Below are 16,148 nucleotides of genomic sequence, written 5' to 3'. Positions count from 1 at the left end.
AGTCGGTCGCTATCCGGGCGAGCGTGAAGCTGAATTCTTCCAGGGCGTTCGCATCGATGTTGGTGGGGGCGATCAGGTCGGCGAAGGCGCCTGAGGTGGCTGCGGCGTCCGCGGCCAGGGCGTTCAGATCGGGAGCTGGGTCAGGAGTGGTCCCGTTGTGACTCGTGGTTGCGGCCGAGTGATGTGCGCCGTCGACGGGTTCTGGTGTGGCGATGGGGCGGAGGGCCGTGGGGACATTCAAGGCGTCCAGAAACGCTTGCGACTTGTCCAGGCGTGTCAGCCGCCGGGTGCCGGATTCGAGTTGGGAGAGGTAGCCCTGGCTCAGGCCGGTGATGCGGGCCAGGTCGTCCTGGCGTAATCCGGAGCGCTTTCGTACGAGCCGACTGAGCCGCCCGAAGTCCAGGGCATTCAGTGCCTCTTGAACCTCGCCGTCCGACCAGATGTGCGCCGGTACGGAAGGGGCTTCGGCTGTGGTGGGCGGATGCTCGCGGGCGCAGGGGCCGCAAAGGTCGACCGCGCTGGTGTTGTAGCGGCTGAGCAGGCATTCGCAGGTGCGGCACCGGCGCTCGCTCACCACGTCGCAGCCCCTTTCGGCTCCGTTGACGAGAGGGATGATCTCTCCGTTGATGCTGGCATTGCGGTCGCCATATTGCAGCGCAACTCCCTTTATTCACACGGAGATGTGCGCGAGCGCCAGTCGATCGTCACTCTGTCGTGCACCCCACGAAGCATGACCTGGCCGCCGGCCACCCGGGAGGCGGCCGTGCGGTTCGGAGAGGAGCGCGACGGTGCAGCACTACGAGTCCCTGGTGAGAGGTTCCGTCGTCAGCTCCGAGCCGCACGACGCGAAGAGCAGCGGCTCTGACGGCCTCCGAACAGAGGCGGAACGCCAAGGTCGCGAATGGGAGCTCCCTGCTCAGCTCAAGTCCAGCGGGGTGGCTCGCCGTTTGGCGCGCAATGCCCTGGAGGAATGGGGTGTCCCGCCCTCGGACGTGGTGTCCGTGGTCGCGGAGCTCGTCGGTAACGCCCTGGTCCATGGGCGCGGACCGATCCACATGGGTCTGTATCGCGCGGGGGCCGTCATTCGACGAGTGGAAGTCAGTGACCAGGGCGGGAGCGGCGGCGACATGCCGCGTGTGCGTGAGCCCGCGGAGGAAGGCATGACCGGCCGCGGACTGTGGATCGTCAAGGCGCTGTCCCGGGACTGGGGAGTGACCTTCATCGGCGACTCGGCCAAGACCGTGTGGGCGGAAGTGCCAGATGAGTCGAGTGATGCCTCCGTGTCCTCACTGGGGGAGAGCCGGGCTCCGCGCGCCGATCCGAGCCGCCGAGACCGCCCTGCACGAAGCGCGCCATCACTGAACCGCCCTACAGAGGAGAACCGCATGCACCGACCACAGACCACCGAGACTCCCGAGCCCGGGGACGATGGTTCCCGACAGCAGATCGCGTACTACAGGGCACGCGCGAGCGAGTACGACGACACATACGCCGAGCGCACGCGTATGCATCAACTCTCCCGGTCAATCGCCCAACTGCCCATCCATGGCGATGTGCTGGAACTGGCCTGCGGTACGGGCCAGTGGACCCGGCAGCTCGCCAGCCGGGCGCGCACGGTCACGGCGGTGGACGCCGCGCCGGAAATGATCGCCATCGCCCGTTCCAGGGTGCCGGAAGCCGACACGCGCTTCATCACGGCGGACCTCTTCGACTGGGCGCCCGAGGACCGGTACGACACGGTCTTCTTCGCCTTCTGGCTCAGCCATGTGCCGCCCTCGCGCTTCGCGGCGTTCTGGGGCATGGTGCGCTCCGCGCTGAAACCGGGCGGCCGCGCAGTCTTCCTCGACGACTCCCTCGCGAAAGCCGCGATCGAGGAACGGGTGCAGTCCCACCCCGGAGTGCCGACCGTGCGGCGGCGTCTGGCGGACGGGACGGAGCACACGGCGGTCAAGGTGTTCTACGAAGCCTCCGATCTGGTCGGTCAACTGCACTCCTTGGGCTGGGAGTCCGTGATCCGCGATCTCGACTCGTACCACTTCTGCGGCGTCGCCCATCCCGTAGGAGTAGAGCCGTCATGACGGCCATCTATGGCTATCCCGCACGCTCCAGCGTCCGGGCAGGAGAAGCAATCCGACTCCATATCGCCTCCTCGACCCCGCACGTGTACGTCGACTTCTACCGCTGGGGCGGATCCATCCAGCACGCAGGCAGTACGTCCTGGAGCGGCGCCGCGGCCCCGCCGGGCCAGCACAGCGCGGATTGGAAGTGGCCCGCGTACGACTGCCCCATTCCGTCGGACTGGCCCTCTGGTGTGTACGTGGCGGTGCTCCAGGCCCAACCTCGCGACGGCGCGCCAGCCCTGGACGCCCGCGAGGGCAGACTGCTGTTCGTCGTCACTCCGGGGACCCCGACGGGCCGCGGCATCCTGTACAAGATCCCCACCTTCACCTACCAGGCGTACAACACCGCAGGTGGCGGCAGCCTCTACAGCTCCGGTCAGGTCACGCTGCGACGACCTGGCGGAGGCGTGGGCGGTCCGGTCAAGGGATTGCCCGATCCGTACGACCCCGACTCTCCCCGGCAGACCTTCGCCCACTGGGACGCGCGCTTCATCGCATGGATGGAGCAGAACGGCTTCGAGGCGGACTTCTGCACGGATCTGGATCTGGATCTGCACGAAGGCCGCCACCTCGACGACGGATATCAACTCCTGCTGTCCGCGGGGCACGACGAGTACTGGACAGCCGAGCCCTGTAGGAATCCGAGGCAGCTGAGCACTCCGACCTGGGACATTGCGGTAGTTGAGCACAACCCGATAGCCCTGCGGCGCCAGCACTTGGGCAGCGGCTCAGACTGACGGTGCCGCGGCTCCAGGCTCCCGGATTCCGTCTCCGTTGGTCAGCGTTGGGGCTCGCTGAAATGGCTCTGTCCGCGGTTCCGTAGCCAGTCTTGCCGGGCTTTCCCCGCAGCACGGCCGGCCGCCACCAGCATGACGTCGCTGCGGCTACCGACCGTCCGATGACGATCCATCGCTCTGGCCATCGTGTGGAGTTCTACAGTGAAGGGCCCACCAAGGGGCGCCACTCAAAGGGGAGTGAGCGCCGGCAGAACCGGGAATGGAGGACGCCTTGACACACGAGAGCGGGTCACACTCCGTGTTGATGTGGCACTTGTCGCCCGATCGGTCTTGGGCCAAGGAGATCGTTTCCGGTCTGGCCCGGCACGGCTTCGCTGTGCGGAGAATGGAGCAATACGTAGGGCGGGGGGGGCAAGCGACGACTCTAGGAGAGAGTAAGCAGGCGGGGCTCCTTTTGGGCCTCAAAGGCGCTGACTCACTACTCCTTCTGATCTCTCCGAACCTGCCTCCGAATGATGAGCAACTGCGCAGTCTCGACAGCAGCATGGATCAGCGGGGTGTCGATGTCATCCCAGTGATTCTTGGGTCAGGGTCAGTGCCCCAACCGCTGAGGGGGCGAGCCGGGGTGACCATGGCGCACGGCGAGGCGTCGATCGGTGAACTCACACGGAGAATCGAAAGAGGGAGGGCGCTTGACCTCCTGGACCTCCGGCCGGCGGATTTCGAGAATTTGGTAGAGGATCTTCTCCGCAGTGAGGGCTTCGACGTCATCGCGTTCAGCAGAGCGGGAGACCGTGGATACGAATTCGTAGCGAGGACCCCCGGAACCGACAACACGCCGCCGATCGAGTACGTCGTGCAGGTCAAGGCGTATCGACACTCACGTGTGTCGGTGACAGCCGTGCACAAAATTGCACAGAAGGTCGCCAGGGCAGGAGGTGGCCGAGCCGTCATGATTGTGACGAACGGTCAGCTCACCTCAGTGGCAAAGCGCGCGCTTACGGACCTTGCCTCACTCCCGGAGTCCCCCGAGATCCGCGTCTTGGACGGTACCCAGGTCAAGTACCTCCTACTCAAACATCCTGACCTGGTGCGCAAGTATGGGCGATCACACTACGAACGAGGCCGGTGAGGGGGATGACCACCCAAGCCGCACCGACAGCTGCACAACTGCGTGCAGACCTTGACTCGTGCCCGGCGGGGGCATCCGGGTGGAAGAGATTCGAGGAGGTCGCGCTCGACGTACTCGGCTACCTTTTCGTCCCGCCGCTCAGGCCGCCTACCTCCCAGGCACACACCTACTCCAATGTGGAACGCCGGGACGCCGTCTTCCCTAACCGACACCTCGACCCGTCGAGCAACTGGGGCATCTTCCGACAGGACCTTGAGGCGCGGATGATCGCAGTGGAGTTCAAGAACTACGACAAGACAGGAATCGGGCGGGAAGAAGTCGATCAGACTGCCAATTATTTGCGCCGGGCCTGGGGTCGGCTTGCCTTACTTTGCACGAATGTTGAGCCGAGCAAGTCGGCGCATATTCGCCGAAACTCGATCTTCAGTGATGACAAAAAGGTGATCCTCTTCATCACTAAAGCCGACCTTGGCGAGATGCTGGACATGAAGGATCGAGGCGAAGATCCCTCGGACTTGATCATGGATATCTATGAGGCATTCCTAATCCAGCACGAGTGATTCCCCGGGGGAGGCCGTAGAAAAGCTTCGGCGGCCTCCCCCGAGGCCAGCTCGGAGGGTGCCAACTTAGAGGTCATCTCATTTGGCTGGTTCGGTAGTCTGCGGTTGTGGGGATCGTGGAGCGTCTGGTGCCAGATGAGTTGTGGGAGCTGTTCCAGCGAGTGGTGCCCGAGGCGCCGGCTCGACCGCAAGGTGGCGGCCGACGCCGACACGGTGACCGTGAAGTGCTGGCCGCGATCGTGTTCGTGGCCACGTCGGGCTGTACGTGGCAGCAGCTTCCGGCGGCCTCGTTCGGGCCGTCGGGCGCGACGGCCCACCGGCGCTTCGCGGAGTGGACGAAGGCCCGGGTGTGGGCCAAGCTGCACCGCCTGGTTCTCGACGAGCTTGGCGCCCGCGGCGAGTTGGACTGGTCGCGGTGCGCCATCGACTCGGTGAACATGCGGGCCATGAAAAAGGGGATTTGACCGGCCCGAATCCTGTGGATCGGGGCAAGTGCGGGTCGAAGATCCACTTGATCACGGAGCGGACCGGGCTGCCCCTGTCCATCGGCATCTCCGGAGCCAACCTCCACGACAGCCAGGCACTCGAACCCCTCGTGCGCGGCATCCCGCCGATCAGATCCCGCCGCGGCCCCCGCCGCCGACGCCCGGCCAAACTCCACGCCGACAAGGCATACGACAACCGGCCTCTGCGCCGCTGGCTCCGCAGCAGGAACATCATCCCGCGCATCGCCCGCAAGGGCATCGAGACCTCCCAACGACTCGGACGCCACCGGTGGACCATCGAACGCAGCATGTCCTGGCTCGCCGGATGCCGCCGACTCCACCGCCGCTACGAACGCAAGGCCGACCACTCCCTCGCCTTCACCAGCATCGCCTGCACCCTCATCTGCTACCGCAGACTCACCAAATGAGATGACTTCTTAAGCGGCCCAGTAGTTCGGACCCCGCGGGCAACGTGGGGACCTGCACGGTCAACGCCTGGTCCGAGCTGCCAAGAGGCTCCGCCTCACCGAGGCGCATCGCCGCTGCGGGTAATCAACTCTTCGGCATGGCCAGCGCGTTGCCGATGCCGACCGCGTTCACGATCTGTTCGCATTGCGCATGTCGACCATCGTTCAACGGACTATTTCTAGCCAACATCCAGCCAAAATGCTGGCATGTACCTGGTTGAAATGACACGCTCCTCCGCAACACGCTGCACGTACAGCAACACGCTGCACGCCCGCATCGCGTCTTTTTCTGCTCCGGGCGGCCCTCCATGCCTCCCGGGCCCCCACAGATGGAGCCCGCGTGATCTCTGATATATCCCGTAAGCGTTCGACGCTCGCGATCGCCACCGCCGTCGCGGCCGGAGCGCTGCTCACCGCCGGACTGACTACCGGCGCCTCCGCCCAGCCGGACAATGACACCGAGCCGTCCGGCTCGCCCGTCGCCCTCTCGGCGTCGGCCCGCGCGGACCTTCTCCAGGACGCGAGCGCCGACAGATCGGCGACCGCTGAGAAGATCGGCCTCGGCGCCAAGGAGAAGCTGGTCGTCCGCGACGTCGTCAAGGACCGTGACGGCACCGTCCACACCCGTTACGAGCGCACCTACGACGGCCTGCCCGTCCTCGGTGGCGACCTCGTCGTGCACACCGCCAAGAGCGGCAAGGTGAAGAGCGTCACCAGGGCCACCGAGGCCACCGTGCAGGTCGCCTCCACCGACGCCAAGCTCGCCAAGTCCTCCGCCGCCAAGTCCGCCGAGTCGACCGCCGCGAAGGCGAAGACCGCCAAGGCCGACGCGCAGGCTCCGCGCAAGGTGATCTGGGCCGCCTCCGGCAAGCCCGTCCTCGCGTACGAGACGGTTGTCACCGGTGTGCAGAAGGACGGTACGCCCAGCAGGCTCCATGTCATCACGGACGCTGCGAACGGGAAGAAGCTGTATGAGTACCAGGCCATCGAGAACGGCACCGGCAACAGCCAGTACAGTGGCAAGGTCACGGTCGGCTCCAAGAAGGTGGCGAGCGGCTACGAGCTGACTGACAAGGCCCGCGGCGGCCACCGCACCTATGACCTGAAGCACGCGGAGAGCGGCGCTGGCAAGCTCTTCAAGGACGCCAACGACGTCTGGGGCAACGGCAAGCCTTCGAACGCGCAGACCGCCGCCGTCGACGCCGCCTACGGCGCCCAGCTCACCTGGGACTACTACAAGTCCGTGCACGGCCGTAAGGGCATCAACGGCGACGGCAAGGGCGCGACCTCGCGGGTCCACTTCGGCAACGGCTACGTGAACGCGTTCTGGGACGACAGCTGCTTCTGCATGACGTACGGCGACGGCGAGGGCAACAAGAAGCCCCTCACCTCGATCGACGTCGCGGCCCACGAGATGTCGCACGGCGTCACCTCGGCCACCGGCAACATGGAGTACTCCGGCGAGTCCGGCGGCCTGAACGAGGCCACCTCGGACATCTTCGGCTCCTCCGTCGAGTTCAACGCCAACAACCCCGAGGACATCGGGGACTACCTCATCGGCGAAGAGATCGACATCAACGGCGATGGCTCCCCGCTGCGTTACATGGACAAGCCCTCCAAGGACGGCCAGTCCCTGGACAAGTGGAACGCCAATGCGGGCAACGTCGACGTCCACTACTCCTCGGGCATCGCCAACCACTTCTTCTACCTGCTGTCCGAGGGCAGCGGCAAGAAGCGGATCAATGGCGTCCAGTACAACTCGCCGACCGCCGACGGTTCCAAGGTCCTTGGCATCGGACGCGGCAAGGCCGAGAAGATCTGGTTCAAGGCCCTGACGACGTACTTCACGTCGACCACCGACTACAAGGCGGCCCGTAAGGGCACGCTCAGCGCCGCGAAGGACCTGTACGGCGCGAATTCCACCGAGTACAAGCGCGTGGCCGCTGCCTGGACCGGCGTCAACGTCAAGTAGCCCCCGGTCAGTGACGTAAGGGGCGGCGTCCGAAACGGACGCCGCCCCTTACGCGTTCACCACATCAGTACCCCCGCCTGCTTTCCCGTGCCCTCGAATGCCACCGCCACCAGCCTCAACTCGGCCCTGTCAATCGCAGGGTAGGCCGCCGGCGAGGTGTCCGCTGATGCGGACCCTTTTCCGACGGCCCCCCACCGAACCGGGGACGTGGGTTTTGGTCCGGCGTTCGGCATCGCCTGCCCACTCGGCGGGCAGGACCGTTTTGTTCCGGTTCATAGCGAATGATTGGCAAGCACAATGCTGGGGGCGGAATGCGCCATTCCCATAGGCGTGGAATGCCCTCTTCCTTCCCTGCGACTAGAGGGCAGACCAGGGGAATTGCCGGATTGGGAGGGCGGCCGAATTTTGGACATGACGCGCGTCATGTCCAAGTGGCTCTTGCGGCCGCTGCTCACTGCGGATCTATGGTGGCCGCCATCAGTATCGGTCCAGACCAATCTGCCGTGCGGTGGGTTGGCAGGGGGGGACATCCATGCGTTCGGCACGTACCTTCGCAGTTGCAGCAGCCGCTGCTGCAACTGTGCTCATCCCGCTGGCTCCACCGGCTTCCGCCGGAACGTCGTATGAGGACGACGCCTGCAGTTCGCGGGGGAACCGTTACTGCTTCCGGATCCACTACAGCTCGCGCAGTGAGGTCACGCAGCAGTCCAAGAGTGACTGCTTCGCGACGAACAAGTCGATCTGGGACCACTGGGGGTACGCGCCCAACGGGGGCGCCCAAGTTGTCCGTTACGTGTTCGGGTCCTTCCCCTCTGACGCCTACGGCGGTATGAGACACCCATGCAGCGGGGCGGGTGGGGGGCAGAAAGTCGTCGACAATGCGGCTTCAGCGTGGAACCAGGACCCGAGAGCCAGATACTCGGTGTACTCGGGCTCCGGCTACAGCGGAAGCCGCAAGACTTATCCCAAGGCAGATGGGATCGCACGGAACCTCAGCAAGAACACTCTGAAGAACAAGAACTCTTCTCATAAGAGGACGTCTTGATGATGACCATAAGCCGTGCGTTGTCCCGCAGTACCGTCGCCGCCGCGTGCGGCACGCTTCTCCTCGTCGCCACCGGCTGCGGCTCCTCACCCGAGGAGCACGAGAAGCCGGAGCCCGGGGCAGCACGGGCCGTGGCGGGCAAGCAACTGCCAGACGCGAAGATGCGGTCGACATGGCCCAAGGCCGGGGTCGCCAGAGGTCTGGCGAAAGGTATGCAGCTCCCCCTGGAGCCGTACATGCTCGGCTACCCAGATGAAACCGATATCGAGAATGCCAAGGACCGCGTCAAGGCCGACTGCATGAAGCGGCACGGTTTCACGTTCACACCGAGTCCGTCGGGGCTGTATCCGCCTCCGAGCTACAACGACGTGAACATGGAGCGCCGGTACGGCATCACCGATCCCGAGGATGCCCGGACGATCGGCTACGGCATCCCGGGAGACCAAGGTGAACCACCCGTGGATGAGGCGGAGGAGGACAGCCGGAGCGCCGAGTGGGACCAGACGTTCAATGACGTCTGCATCCCGGAAGCGAACCAAAAGGTCGGCATTCTTCACGAGACCGACCTCGCTGCCGAACTCGGTGATGAGAGCTACGAGGCCACCCGCCAAGACCCCAACGTCGTCAAGGTCATCAAGGCGTGGGCCTTGTGCATGAAGAACCAGGGACACACGGTCACGGAACCTGGGGAGGCAAACGCGGAGTTCGCCCCTACGGGCCGTACCGCCAAGGCCGCTCCTGCCGAAGTGGAGACCGCGGTGGCAGACGTGGACTGCAAAAAGCAGTCCGGCCTGGTGAGCACCTGGTACACGGCCGAAGTCGCCTACCAGAAGACGCAGATCGAGGAGAACAAGCCCGCGCTGGAAGCCGAGCAGGCCAAGAACCAGAAGATGGCCAAGGCTGCCGCCGACATACTCAGCCACAGCTGACCAGCGACGCCTCGTTGTATCACCGCCGCAGCCCCATTCGGCTGCGGCGGTTTCAACTGTCCTCCAAAATTGGAGTGTTGAACGTTGTCACCACTTAGACCTGCCCGGGCAGGCGCGGCTGGCCTCGCTGCCGCCGCAGTCCTGACCGGGCTCCTGCAGACCGTGCCCGCCGCCGCGGACGCGGACTCGCCGAAACCGGCCTCGGCATCGGGCACCGACGACACACCACGCTCCGCCATCCACACGCAGGACCGCGACCGGTTACTCGGTAAAGGCTGGCGTACATCCGGCGACATGGCGTGGACGACCGCTTCGGACGCCAAGGGCTTCCACATCCTGACCGCAAGAGAAAAGACCGGGTACGCGTGGAAGACCACCGCGTCGTTGGCCGAGCCAGGCTTTGACGCCGACGCATGGATCGGCGCCGCGTGCGTCACCGCGTCAGGGAAGCGCGCAGTCGTGGTGTACGCGCCGCGCGCCTTCACCAACAAACCGGAGTTGATGGCACGGGGCGGGTTCACGGCGGTGGTGAACCTCGCAACGGGAGATGTCACCAAGCTCAGCCTGACCGCCTCCCTCTCCTACTACAACCCCGGCTGCGGCACTGGAGAGACCGCGGTCCTGACCCAGTCTCCGGGCGAGGACAGGGCGGAAACCCGGCTGGTGACCGTAGACGCCGCGACCGGCAAGCTCGGCCCGGCCGTGGTGACCAGAGGACAGGTCACGTCGGCGATCCCCGCGAGGAACGGGATCGTGGCCGCCAGCGGCGCCCGCGTCGTGAGCATCGACGGCAAGGGGCGGAAGAAGACGCTGACGAAGACCAGCCGTGTTCCGTACCGGTTGACTGCCGACTCGCACAGCGGAATCGTGTTCCTCGACCGGCAGCCCCGCAGGGCCAGGAACGCCGAGGCCACCACTCACGTCATGAGGTACGTCTCCGGCGCCACGTCGCAGTTGCTCGGCAAGGGCCCGCAGACCGACACCGGCCTGGCACGCTCCGGCGGCAGTGTCTATCTGACCGGCGACGTGAAGGCCAACAGCCCCATGCCGCCGGGCGTACAGCGGCTGCCTGGGGCCGGCAAGCACGCAAGCGTATCCACTCAGGGCAAGGCTGTGGTGGAGGAGACCGCGTGGGCGGACGGCAAGAGCTCGCCCGCGTACCTGCGCCCGAAGGACGCAACCGAGGCGCGGGCAGTCACCACCACCGTCAAGCTCCGGGCCACGGGGAACAAGACATCCTTCACCGTTCGGCCCTTGGAGACGAAGTCATCGCGCTGGCCCGAAGGCCGCGAGCCCTCGCCGCAGCTCGGTACGCCGAAGAAGCGTCGTGCTGCCGCGTCGGTGCGGGCAGGGGGCCGGACGGAGATCGTGGAGTCGGAGCGGGTGTGCTCGGTTCCGCGTAACGATCCACGCAATCAAGCGATGCAGCCCAAGCCGCGGCAGGTGGAGTGGGCGGTCGACCAGGCGGTCACCGGGAATCTGAACAAGCACATTGCCAGGCCCGCGAACTGGAAGAACCTGGGCATGCCCGCATACCAGCCGCAGACCCTCTTTCCCAATCCGAGCCTGGAGGGCGGTGGCCGGGTTCCTGCGCAGGTGATGCTGGGCGTCACCACGCAGGAATCAAACATGTGGCAGGCGGCACGGTCAGCAGTCCCCGGTGTCACCGGCAACCCACTGATCGGGAACTACTACGGCATCGACTACTACGACGGGAACAGCGACAACGACTGGGACATCAACTGGACCAAGCCCGACTGTGGTTACGGCATCACACAGGTGACTGACCACATGCGCCTGGCAGGCCGTGAGCACGGGCACGGCGGCGCGGCCTGGGACTACCAGAAACAGCGTGCCGTGGCACTGGACTACGCCACCAACATCGCTGCCGGCCTTCAGATCCTGGTGTCGAAGTGGAACCAGACGAAGAAGGCGCAAGTCGTCGTCCACGACGGCGACCCCAAGCGTCTCGAGAACTGGTTCTTCGCCCTATGGGCCTACAACTCGGGATTCCACGAGAACACCAACGGCAACGCCCCTTGGGGGCTTGGGTGGGCGAACAACCCCGCCAACCCCGAATGGGACGCCGGGCGTACGCCCTTCTTGGAAGACAGTCTCGGAAACGAGAACGCTTCCGATGCGGCGCATCCGCAGCACTGGCCGTACCCGGAGAAGGTCCTCGGCTTCGCTGCCCACCCCCCGTCGTTTCTGGAGGCGCCCGGCAAACTGGTTCCCGCGTTCCGACCCGCGTGGTGGAACGGTACGGGAGGCAATGCGACCGTGCCAGGCAGCGCCATGTACCACCGGGCCAAGGTGAAGCCGCCGGAGGACCTGTTCTGCGGCCCGTACAACAGCTGCGACCCCTCGAAGATCGGTGATGGTGCCGAGAACGAAACAGGAGCCGGCCCCTGCCAACTCACCACGGGTGACGACAAGTTCAAGTGCTGGTGGCACCAGTCGGTCCAATGGAAGGACAACTGCAAGACCTACTGCGGCAACGAGTTCATGCGGTTCGACGACACCTACCCCGAGGAAGCTGACGGGACGGCCTACGCGCCGAACTGCACCACCGCAGGACTCCCTTCCAACGCGATGATCATCGACGATGTCCCCGAAGGCACGCCGTCCGTACGGCCGGGCTGCGGGAACGGAGGATGGCACAACGAGGGCACCTTCTCCCTCGACTTCGGCATCGGAGAATCCGGCCTCGGCCATGACGGAGTCAGCACGGCAGTGTGGCCGTCAAAGGTGGACCTGCACCAGCTCGGCGCGGGTTTCGGCGGACACTTCTACTTCGGCCACACGCGCAAGAACGACTTGAAGGGCAACCGCCTGGAGTTCACCGGCGCCTGGAAGCTGAACAAGAAGGTCACCGGGCCTGCGAAGGTCCTGGTGCACCTTCCGGACCACGGCGCGCACACCAAGTACGCCAGGTACAAGATCGAAACCGCCAAGGGCACGCGCTACCGCACCATCAACCAGAAGGGCGACAGCAACCGCTGGGTCACCCTCGGCGCGTTCCTGTTCGACGACGCGCCGAAGGTATCGCTGTCCACCACCGCTCGGGATGGCACCGGCGACGACGACATCGCCTACGACGCCATCGCCATCGCACCGGTGAAGGGCAAGTACGTCGAGGACACCGTCGAGGCGTTCGGGTTCTTCGACGAAGACCAGAACATCGATGCGGACCCCAACAGCACGGTGTTCCTCAACACTCCGTTCAAAAGTCGTCAGCACATCTATGACTGGGGCACCAAGACGTCGAAGGCCGTGCTCGACCTGCCCACCTGCGTCGACCGCCCGGCACCGGGCTGTGCGATGCCGGAGACCAAGGCGGCCATGGGCAAGTGGAACACCCAGATCAAAGAGGCCGGTACCGACCCGGAGGAGCATGCGGACGGCAGGAGCCTGCCGGGCTGGCTCAGCTACCCCAATGACGTCAAATACCGGCCAACCGGCTATACCAAACCGGACTGGTTCAACAGCAACGACAGCGCGTACAAGATCAAAGTAAAGGCGACGGTCAGCTTCGTGGCCCTGGAGGACGGGACCGTGGTGGAGGGCAGCGAGTTCGCTGAGTACGACCACCGCACCGCCGACACCCACATACCCGACTTCGTCATGAATACGTTCAAGTCGATCGAGAAAGACTACGGGATCAAGCCCCCGGACCTGAACTACACGGCGAAGAACCTCCACGAGCACGACGGTCGCTCCACGACCACCGACACGAACACCACCGGGATCCTCCCAGGCCGCGCCTACGCCGCCGTGGGCAAGAGACCAGAGATCACCAACACCAACGGCTATCCGGCCTCCGGCACCGACGGCAAGTGCGTCGCCGCCACCTACAGCGCGGGCGGGTCCATCGGCTACCGGCCCATGCTCGCCGACGACGGCATCCAGAAGGAGATGGGCCGCTGGCGCGGGGAAGCCGACGCGGAGCACACGGCGGTGCCCCCGGCCGTGCGCGACCTCATGGGCGAGATCTACAACAGCTTCTTCAAGGCCGGAAAGACGGGATCACTCTTCAATACGGCCCCGCCCATCTGGCACGAGTTGAGCTTCCAGTCCTGCTCCGACGGCAAGATCCGCAAGCGGAACAGCGAGGACCCAGGGAGCACCATCCTCCGCTCCAGCTTCATGCCCAGCCAGTACCTGTACAGGAACGGCTCGGCCATGGCACAGGATGGCAGTCCCTCCTTCCTGACCGGCCCAATCCACAAGGGCGACTTCAAGGCGTTCAGCCGGGTCGCGACGTCGGACGGGTCCGACATGCCCTACGCCCACTGTGCTCAGACCAGCGGGCACGGCGGAAACCCATGGGGCATCGACATCCTGGACGGCGCCGGCGCAGATCCCGAAGGGCACACATGCTTCAAGCTGGAGAAGGGCGATCCGGACTACAGCAGTCCCTGAGCCCTTCCGGCGGCCAGTTCCTGATTCTGAAGAGCACCAGCTGACATCGCGGGGGCCGGGCGGACCGGAGAATAGGTCCGCCCGGCGCCCAAGCCGCCCTCACTATATGAAGGCACTCCATGTTCCTGATCCCTCTAGTCGCCTTTCTCCTCTGGATCGGCTGGACCGTTCTGGCCTACCTGAAGCTCCGCAATCCACACGCTGCCGTCGTGCTGTCCGGCGCTGTCCTGCTCGTCAGCATCGTCACAGTGATCCTCGGAGCTGTCTCGGGCGCAGGAAAGACCGCGGCTCTACTCGTGGGGCCGGGAGTGATCTTGGCTGCGATACGGCTGCGGCAAGGAGTACGGGCCCTGCCCAAGAAGCGCCCGGGATCCTGATTCCTGGGGCGGCTGTCACGGAAGTACTTCGCCGACCGCCCGCCGCCACGTTCGCCTACGCGGGCATCGACATCGAGACCCAGGGCCTGTTCGCCGGCACCCGCGGCCGTCAGATCGCCGGACGGTTCGTCGTCAGCCCCACCGCCCCACTCTGCCTTACGCGACCCCGGGCGCGACCGACCTCGCCCGTCGGCTCGTGGCCACCCCGGGAATTTTGATCGTTCCCCGCTCGGCTGCCCGTTGACGCCGGTCACGGGTGGACGAGGAGTCTGATCCCGGACCGGATTCCGCTGGTCACGGATCTGCCTGAACTGTGGCTTCCATGCGAAGCACGAGTCTCGGGAATGCTCCCTTACCGCAGCAGCTGTGCTGGAGGATGGGCAGGTGCTGTCCCGGGTCTGGGGTCTGACTCATGGTGAAGTTTCCACGCGTTGCTGGCGGCGCAGTCTGCGGCGATCCGTTCAAGGCCTTGTCTGTCCCGACGCTGCCCGTCGGGGCGGTAGCGGTGGCCGTCGAGGGGGTGAAGCGGAAGGCCGGTGGTGTGTGCCAGTCGCTGGGCGAGCGTGCCTTTTCCGGATCCGATGCCGCCGAGCACGAGGATGCGGTGTGGCGGAGTCCGGCACGAGCCTTCCGGCCGGTGCTGTTCAGTCGGCATGCGGTGATGCTACGGCGAGCAGAGTTGGACCTTTCTGGGTTTTTCCTTCCTCGCCTCCTCCCTGGATCGCGACGTTGCCGGGCGATGAGGAGTGGGAGGTAACCGACAGGGACCCGGATTCTCCCGGGAGGCTCGTCCGGACTGAAGACCCCGTTGATTGACGTCCAAGGTGCCCGAACATGGCGGCGGCACCTCGGCCTCGTGCGACTACGGCCCGGCTTCGCGCCGGACCCGCGCGGACAGGAATTGCCGTGGGACGGCGCTCGGTGGCGGGTTATATGAGGCGGTCGTTTACGGCAGGCGCTATTTGTAGTTTTCGTCGCCGACGAGGACGGACGTGAAATACGTGGGGAGGCCGTGCCGGTCGCGCGGCACCTCCTGGGACGTCTCCCGAGTGAAGGCCAGGGTCACACCCGGAATGAACGGCCGCTCGGGATTGGACGCGTCCACGGTCCAGCCGCGCACAGCGGCTCGTTCCAGGATCTCGTCAGCGGGCGTGGTGAATACGTCGTCGCCCTCCAGGAGAACGCGCGTCGTGGATACTCGGCCTTCTCCAGGCCACCACAGCTCGACCGCTGTGACGCGCTCGTCCCTCTCCAGCAGAGCCTGGAATCCCACCCTGTCCAGATCGATGCTGACAGTGATCGACGGCATATGGGAGTAGGGGCCGATGACCCTTGGCTGACCCCACCCGGACACCGCTGCTACAGCCTCGTCCAGCGTCATGCCAAATCGCACCGGTGCGACGCCGCGAGGCGGATCCAGCACAAGGTCGATAGCCATCCGTGATCACCCTATTTCAGCAGGTCGTAGTTGATGGTCCAGCCGCGCTTCGTCAGCATGGCTTGGAACTTCCCGTTGTTCTTGAGGCTGTCCACCATATCCGTGATGTGACTGTCATACTTGCTGCCGTATTGGGCGCGGATGTCATCGATGTCCATCTTCATGGCTTGATCCCACTTGCCGGAGTCGATGAGCTGCCTCTGTGTGTTCCGCCATGCGTCTGAGGTGCTGCTTGACCCGGTACTCATGAGAGTGCGGTGGTCGGCGGCGTCCATCCTGATCGACGGCCCCATGCCGGCCCCGCCGCCGCGCTTGTTCGTCTTGAATCCGGGTTCTCCCAGATGGGAGTAGGACGCCTTGGCGGGGATGTGGTTGATCTCCATGTCGATGCTGGACAGGCGATTTCCGTTGGGTGCGGTTCCTTTCGAGGGACAGTTGGTCTGAAGTCGTCCTGATCAGTGTGT

The 16,148-nt window shown here is 65.2% G+C and carries 12 protein-coding genes; 9 read left to right on the top strand and 3 right to left on the bottom strand.

The features are described 5' to 3' along the window. Positions 1-577, bottom strand: a 577-nt coding sequence (locus tag ACFWZ2_RS42275) for a helix-turn-helix domain-containing protein (protein WP_384555125.1), incomplete at its 3' end; no start/stop codon positions are given. A 211-nt stretch (positions 578-788) separates the two neighbouring features. On the opposite strand from ACFWZ2_RS42275, the gene ACFWZ2_RS42270 reads away from it, so the two are divergent. From ACFWZ2_RS42270 to ACFWZ2_RS42230, 9 genes are all read left to right on the top strand, one after another. After that, positions 789-2,078, top strand: a complete 1,290-nt coding sequence (locus ACFWZ2_RS42270) for a methyltransferase domain-containing protein (RefSeq protein ID WP_384555124.1) — start codon at positions 789-791, stop codon at positions 2,076-2,078. After that, positions 2,075-2,857, top strand: a complete 783-nt coding sequence (locus tag ACFWZ2_RS42265) for a N,N-dimethylformamidase beta subunit family domain-containing protein (RefSeq protein WP_384555123.1) — start codon at positions 2,075-2,077, stop codon at positions 2,855-2,857. The genes ACFWZ2_RS42270 and ACFWZ2_RS42265 overlap by 4 nt, the downstream gene beginning before the upstream one ends. A gap of 631 nt (positions 2,858-3,488) precedes the next feature. Beyond that, a complete protein-coding gene (locus ACFWZ2_RS42260) occupies positions 3,489-3,989 on the top strand; it encodes a restriction endonuclease (protein ID WP_384555127.1) in 501 nt (166 codons plus the stop codon). A gap of 5 nt (positions 3,990-3,994) precedes the next feature. Beyond that, a complete protein-coding gene (locus ACFWZ2_RS42255) occupies positions 3,995-4,549 on the top strand; it encodes a hypothetical protein (protein ID WP_384555122.1) in 555 nt (184 codons plus the stop codon). Between the two features lie 116 nt (positions 4,550-4,665). Continuing rightward, a protein-coding gene (locus ACFWZ2_RS42250) for an IS5 family transposase (protein WP_384555126.1) occupies positions 4,666-5,462 on the top strand; the annotation gives its coding sequence in 2 pieces (ribosomal slippage) (positions 4,666-4,998 and positions 5,001-5,462; 795 coding nt in all). A 379-nt stretch (positions 5,463-5,841) separates the two neighbouring features. Further along, positions 5,842-7,473, top strand: a complete 1,632-nt coding sequence (locus ACFWZ2_RS42245; protein WP_384555121.1) for a M4 family metallopeptidase — start codon at positions 5,842-5,844, stop codon at positions 7,471-7,473. A 1,044-nt stretch (positions 7,474-8,517) separates the two neighbouring features. Then, entirely contained in the window at positions 8,518-9,447 is a 930-nt protein-coding gene (locus ACFWZ2_RS42240) for a hypothetical protein (protein ID WP_384555120.1), read from the top strand. 162 nt (positions 9,448-9,609) lie between these two features. Beyond that, complete coding sequence (locus tag ACFWZ2_RS42235) at positions 9,610-13,869, top strand: hypothetical protein (RefSeq protein ID WP_384555119.1); 4,260 nt, start codon at positions 9,610-9,612, stop codon at positions 13,867-13,869. Positions 13,870-13,988: 119 nt separating this feature from the next. Then, the gene (locus tag ACFWZ2_RS42230) at positions 13,989-14,246 is read left to right on the top strand and encodes a hypothetical protein (RefSeq protein WP_384555118.1); all 258 of its coding nucleotides are present in this window, start codon (positions 13,989-13,991) and stop codon (positions 14,244-14,246) included. Between the two features lie 958 nt (positions 14,247-15,204). Here the strand turns inward: ACFWZ2_RS42230 and ACFWZ2_RS42225 are convergent. Next, positions 15,205-15,684: a hypothetical protein gene (locus ACFWZ2_RS42225; protein WP_384555117.1), complete on the bottom strand. Its 480-nt coding sequence runs from the start codon at positions 15,682-15,684 to the stop codon at positions 15,205-15,207. Positions 15,685-15,695: 11 nt separating this feature from the next. After that, the gene (locus ACFWZ2_RS42220; RefSeq protein WP_384555116.1) at positions 15,696-16,067 is read right to left on the bottom strand and encodes a hypothetical protein; all 372 of its coding nucleotides are present in this window, start codon (positions 16,065-16,067) and stop codon (positions 15,696-15,698) included. Between the last annotated feature and the right edge of the window lie 81 nt (positions 16,068-16,148).

The sequence above is a fragment of the Streptomyces sp. NPDC059002 genome (assembly GCF_042740435.1).
In the GTDB taxonomy this organism is placed as follows: domain Bacteria; phylum Actinomycetota; class Actinomycetes; order Streptomycetales; family Streptomycetaceae; genus Streptomyces.
Note: the sequence above shows the minus strand (reverse complement) of the source record. Positions and strands in the feature narration are given on the sequence as shown.

What these genes read in the sequence shown, in the direction of transcription:
- ACFWZ2_RS42265 (WP_384555123.1), top strand. Translation starts at nt 2,075, where the DNA reads ATGACGGCCATCTATGGCTATCCCGCACGCTCCAGCGTCCGGGCAGGA.
- ACFWZ2_RS42260 (WP_384555127.1), top strand. Translation starts at nt 3,489, where the DNA reads ATGGCGCACGGCGAGGCGTCGATCGGTGAACTCACACGGAGAATCGAA.
- ACFWZ2_RS42255 (WP_384555122.1), top strand. Translation starts at nt 3,995, where the DNA reads ATGACCACCCAAGCCGCACCGACAGCTGCACAACTGCGTGCAGACCTT.
- ACFWZ2_RS42240 (WP_384555120.1), top strand. Translation starts at nt 8,518, where the DNA reads ATGATGACCATAAGCCGTGCGTTGTCCCGCAGTACCGTCGCCGCCGCG.
- ACFWZ2_RS42230 (WP_384555118.1), top strand. Translation starts at nt 13,989, where the DNA reads ATGTTCCTGATCCCTCTAGTCGCCTTTCTCCTCTGGATCGGCTGGACC.
- ACFWZ2_RS42225 (WP_384555117.1), bottom strand. Translation starts at nt 15,684, where the DNA reads ATGGCTATCGACCTTGTGCTGGATCCGCCTCGCGGCGTCGCACCGGTG.
- ACFWZ2_RS42220 (WP_384555116.1), bottom strand. Translation starts at nt 16,067, where the DNA reads ATGGAGATCAACCACATCCCCGCCAAGGCGTCCTACTCCCATCTGGGA.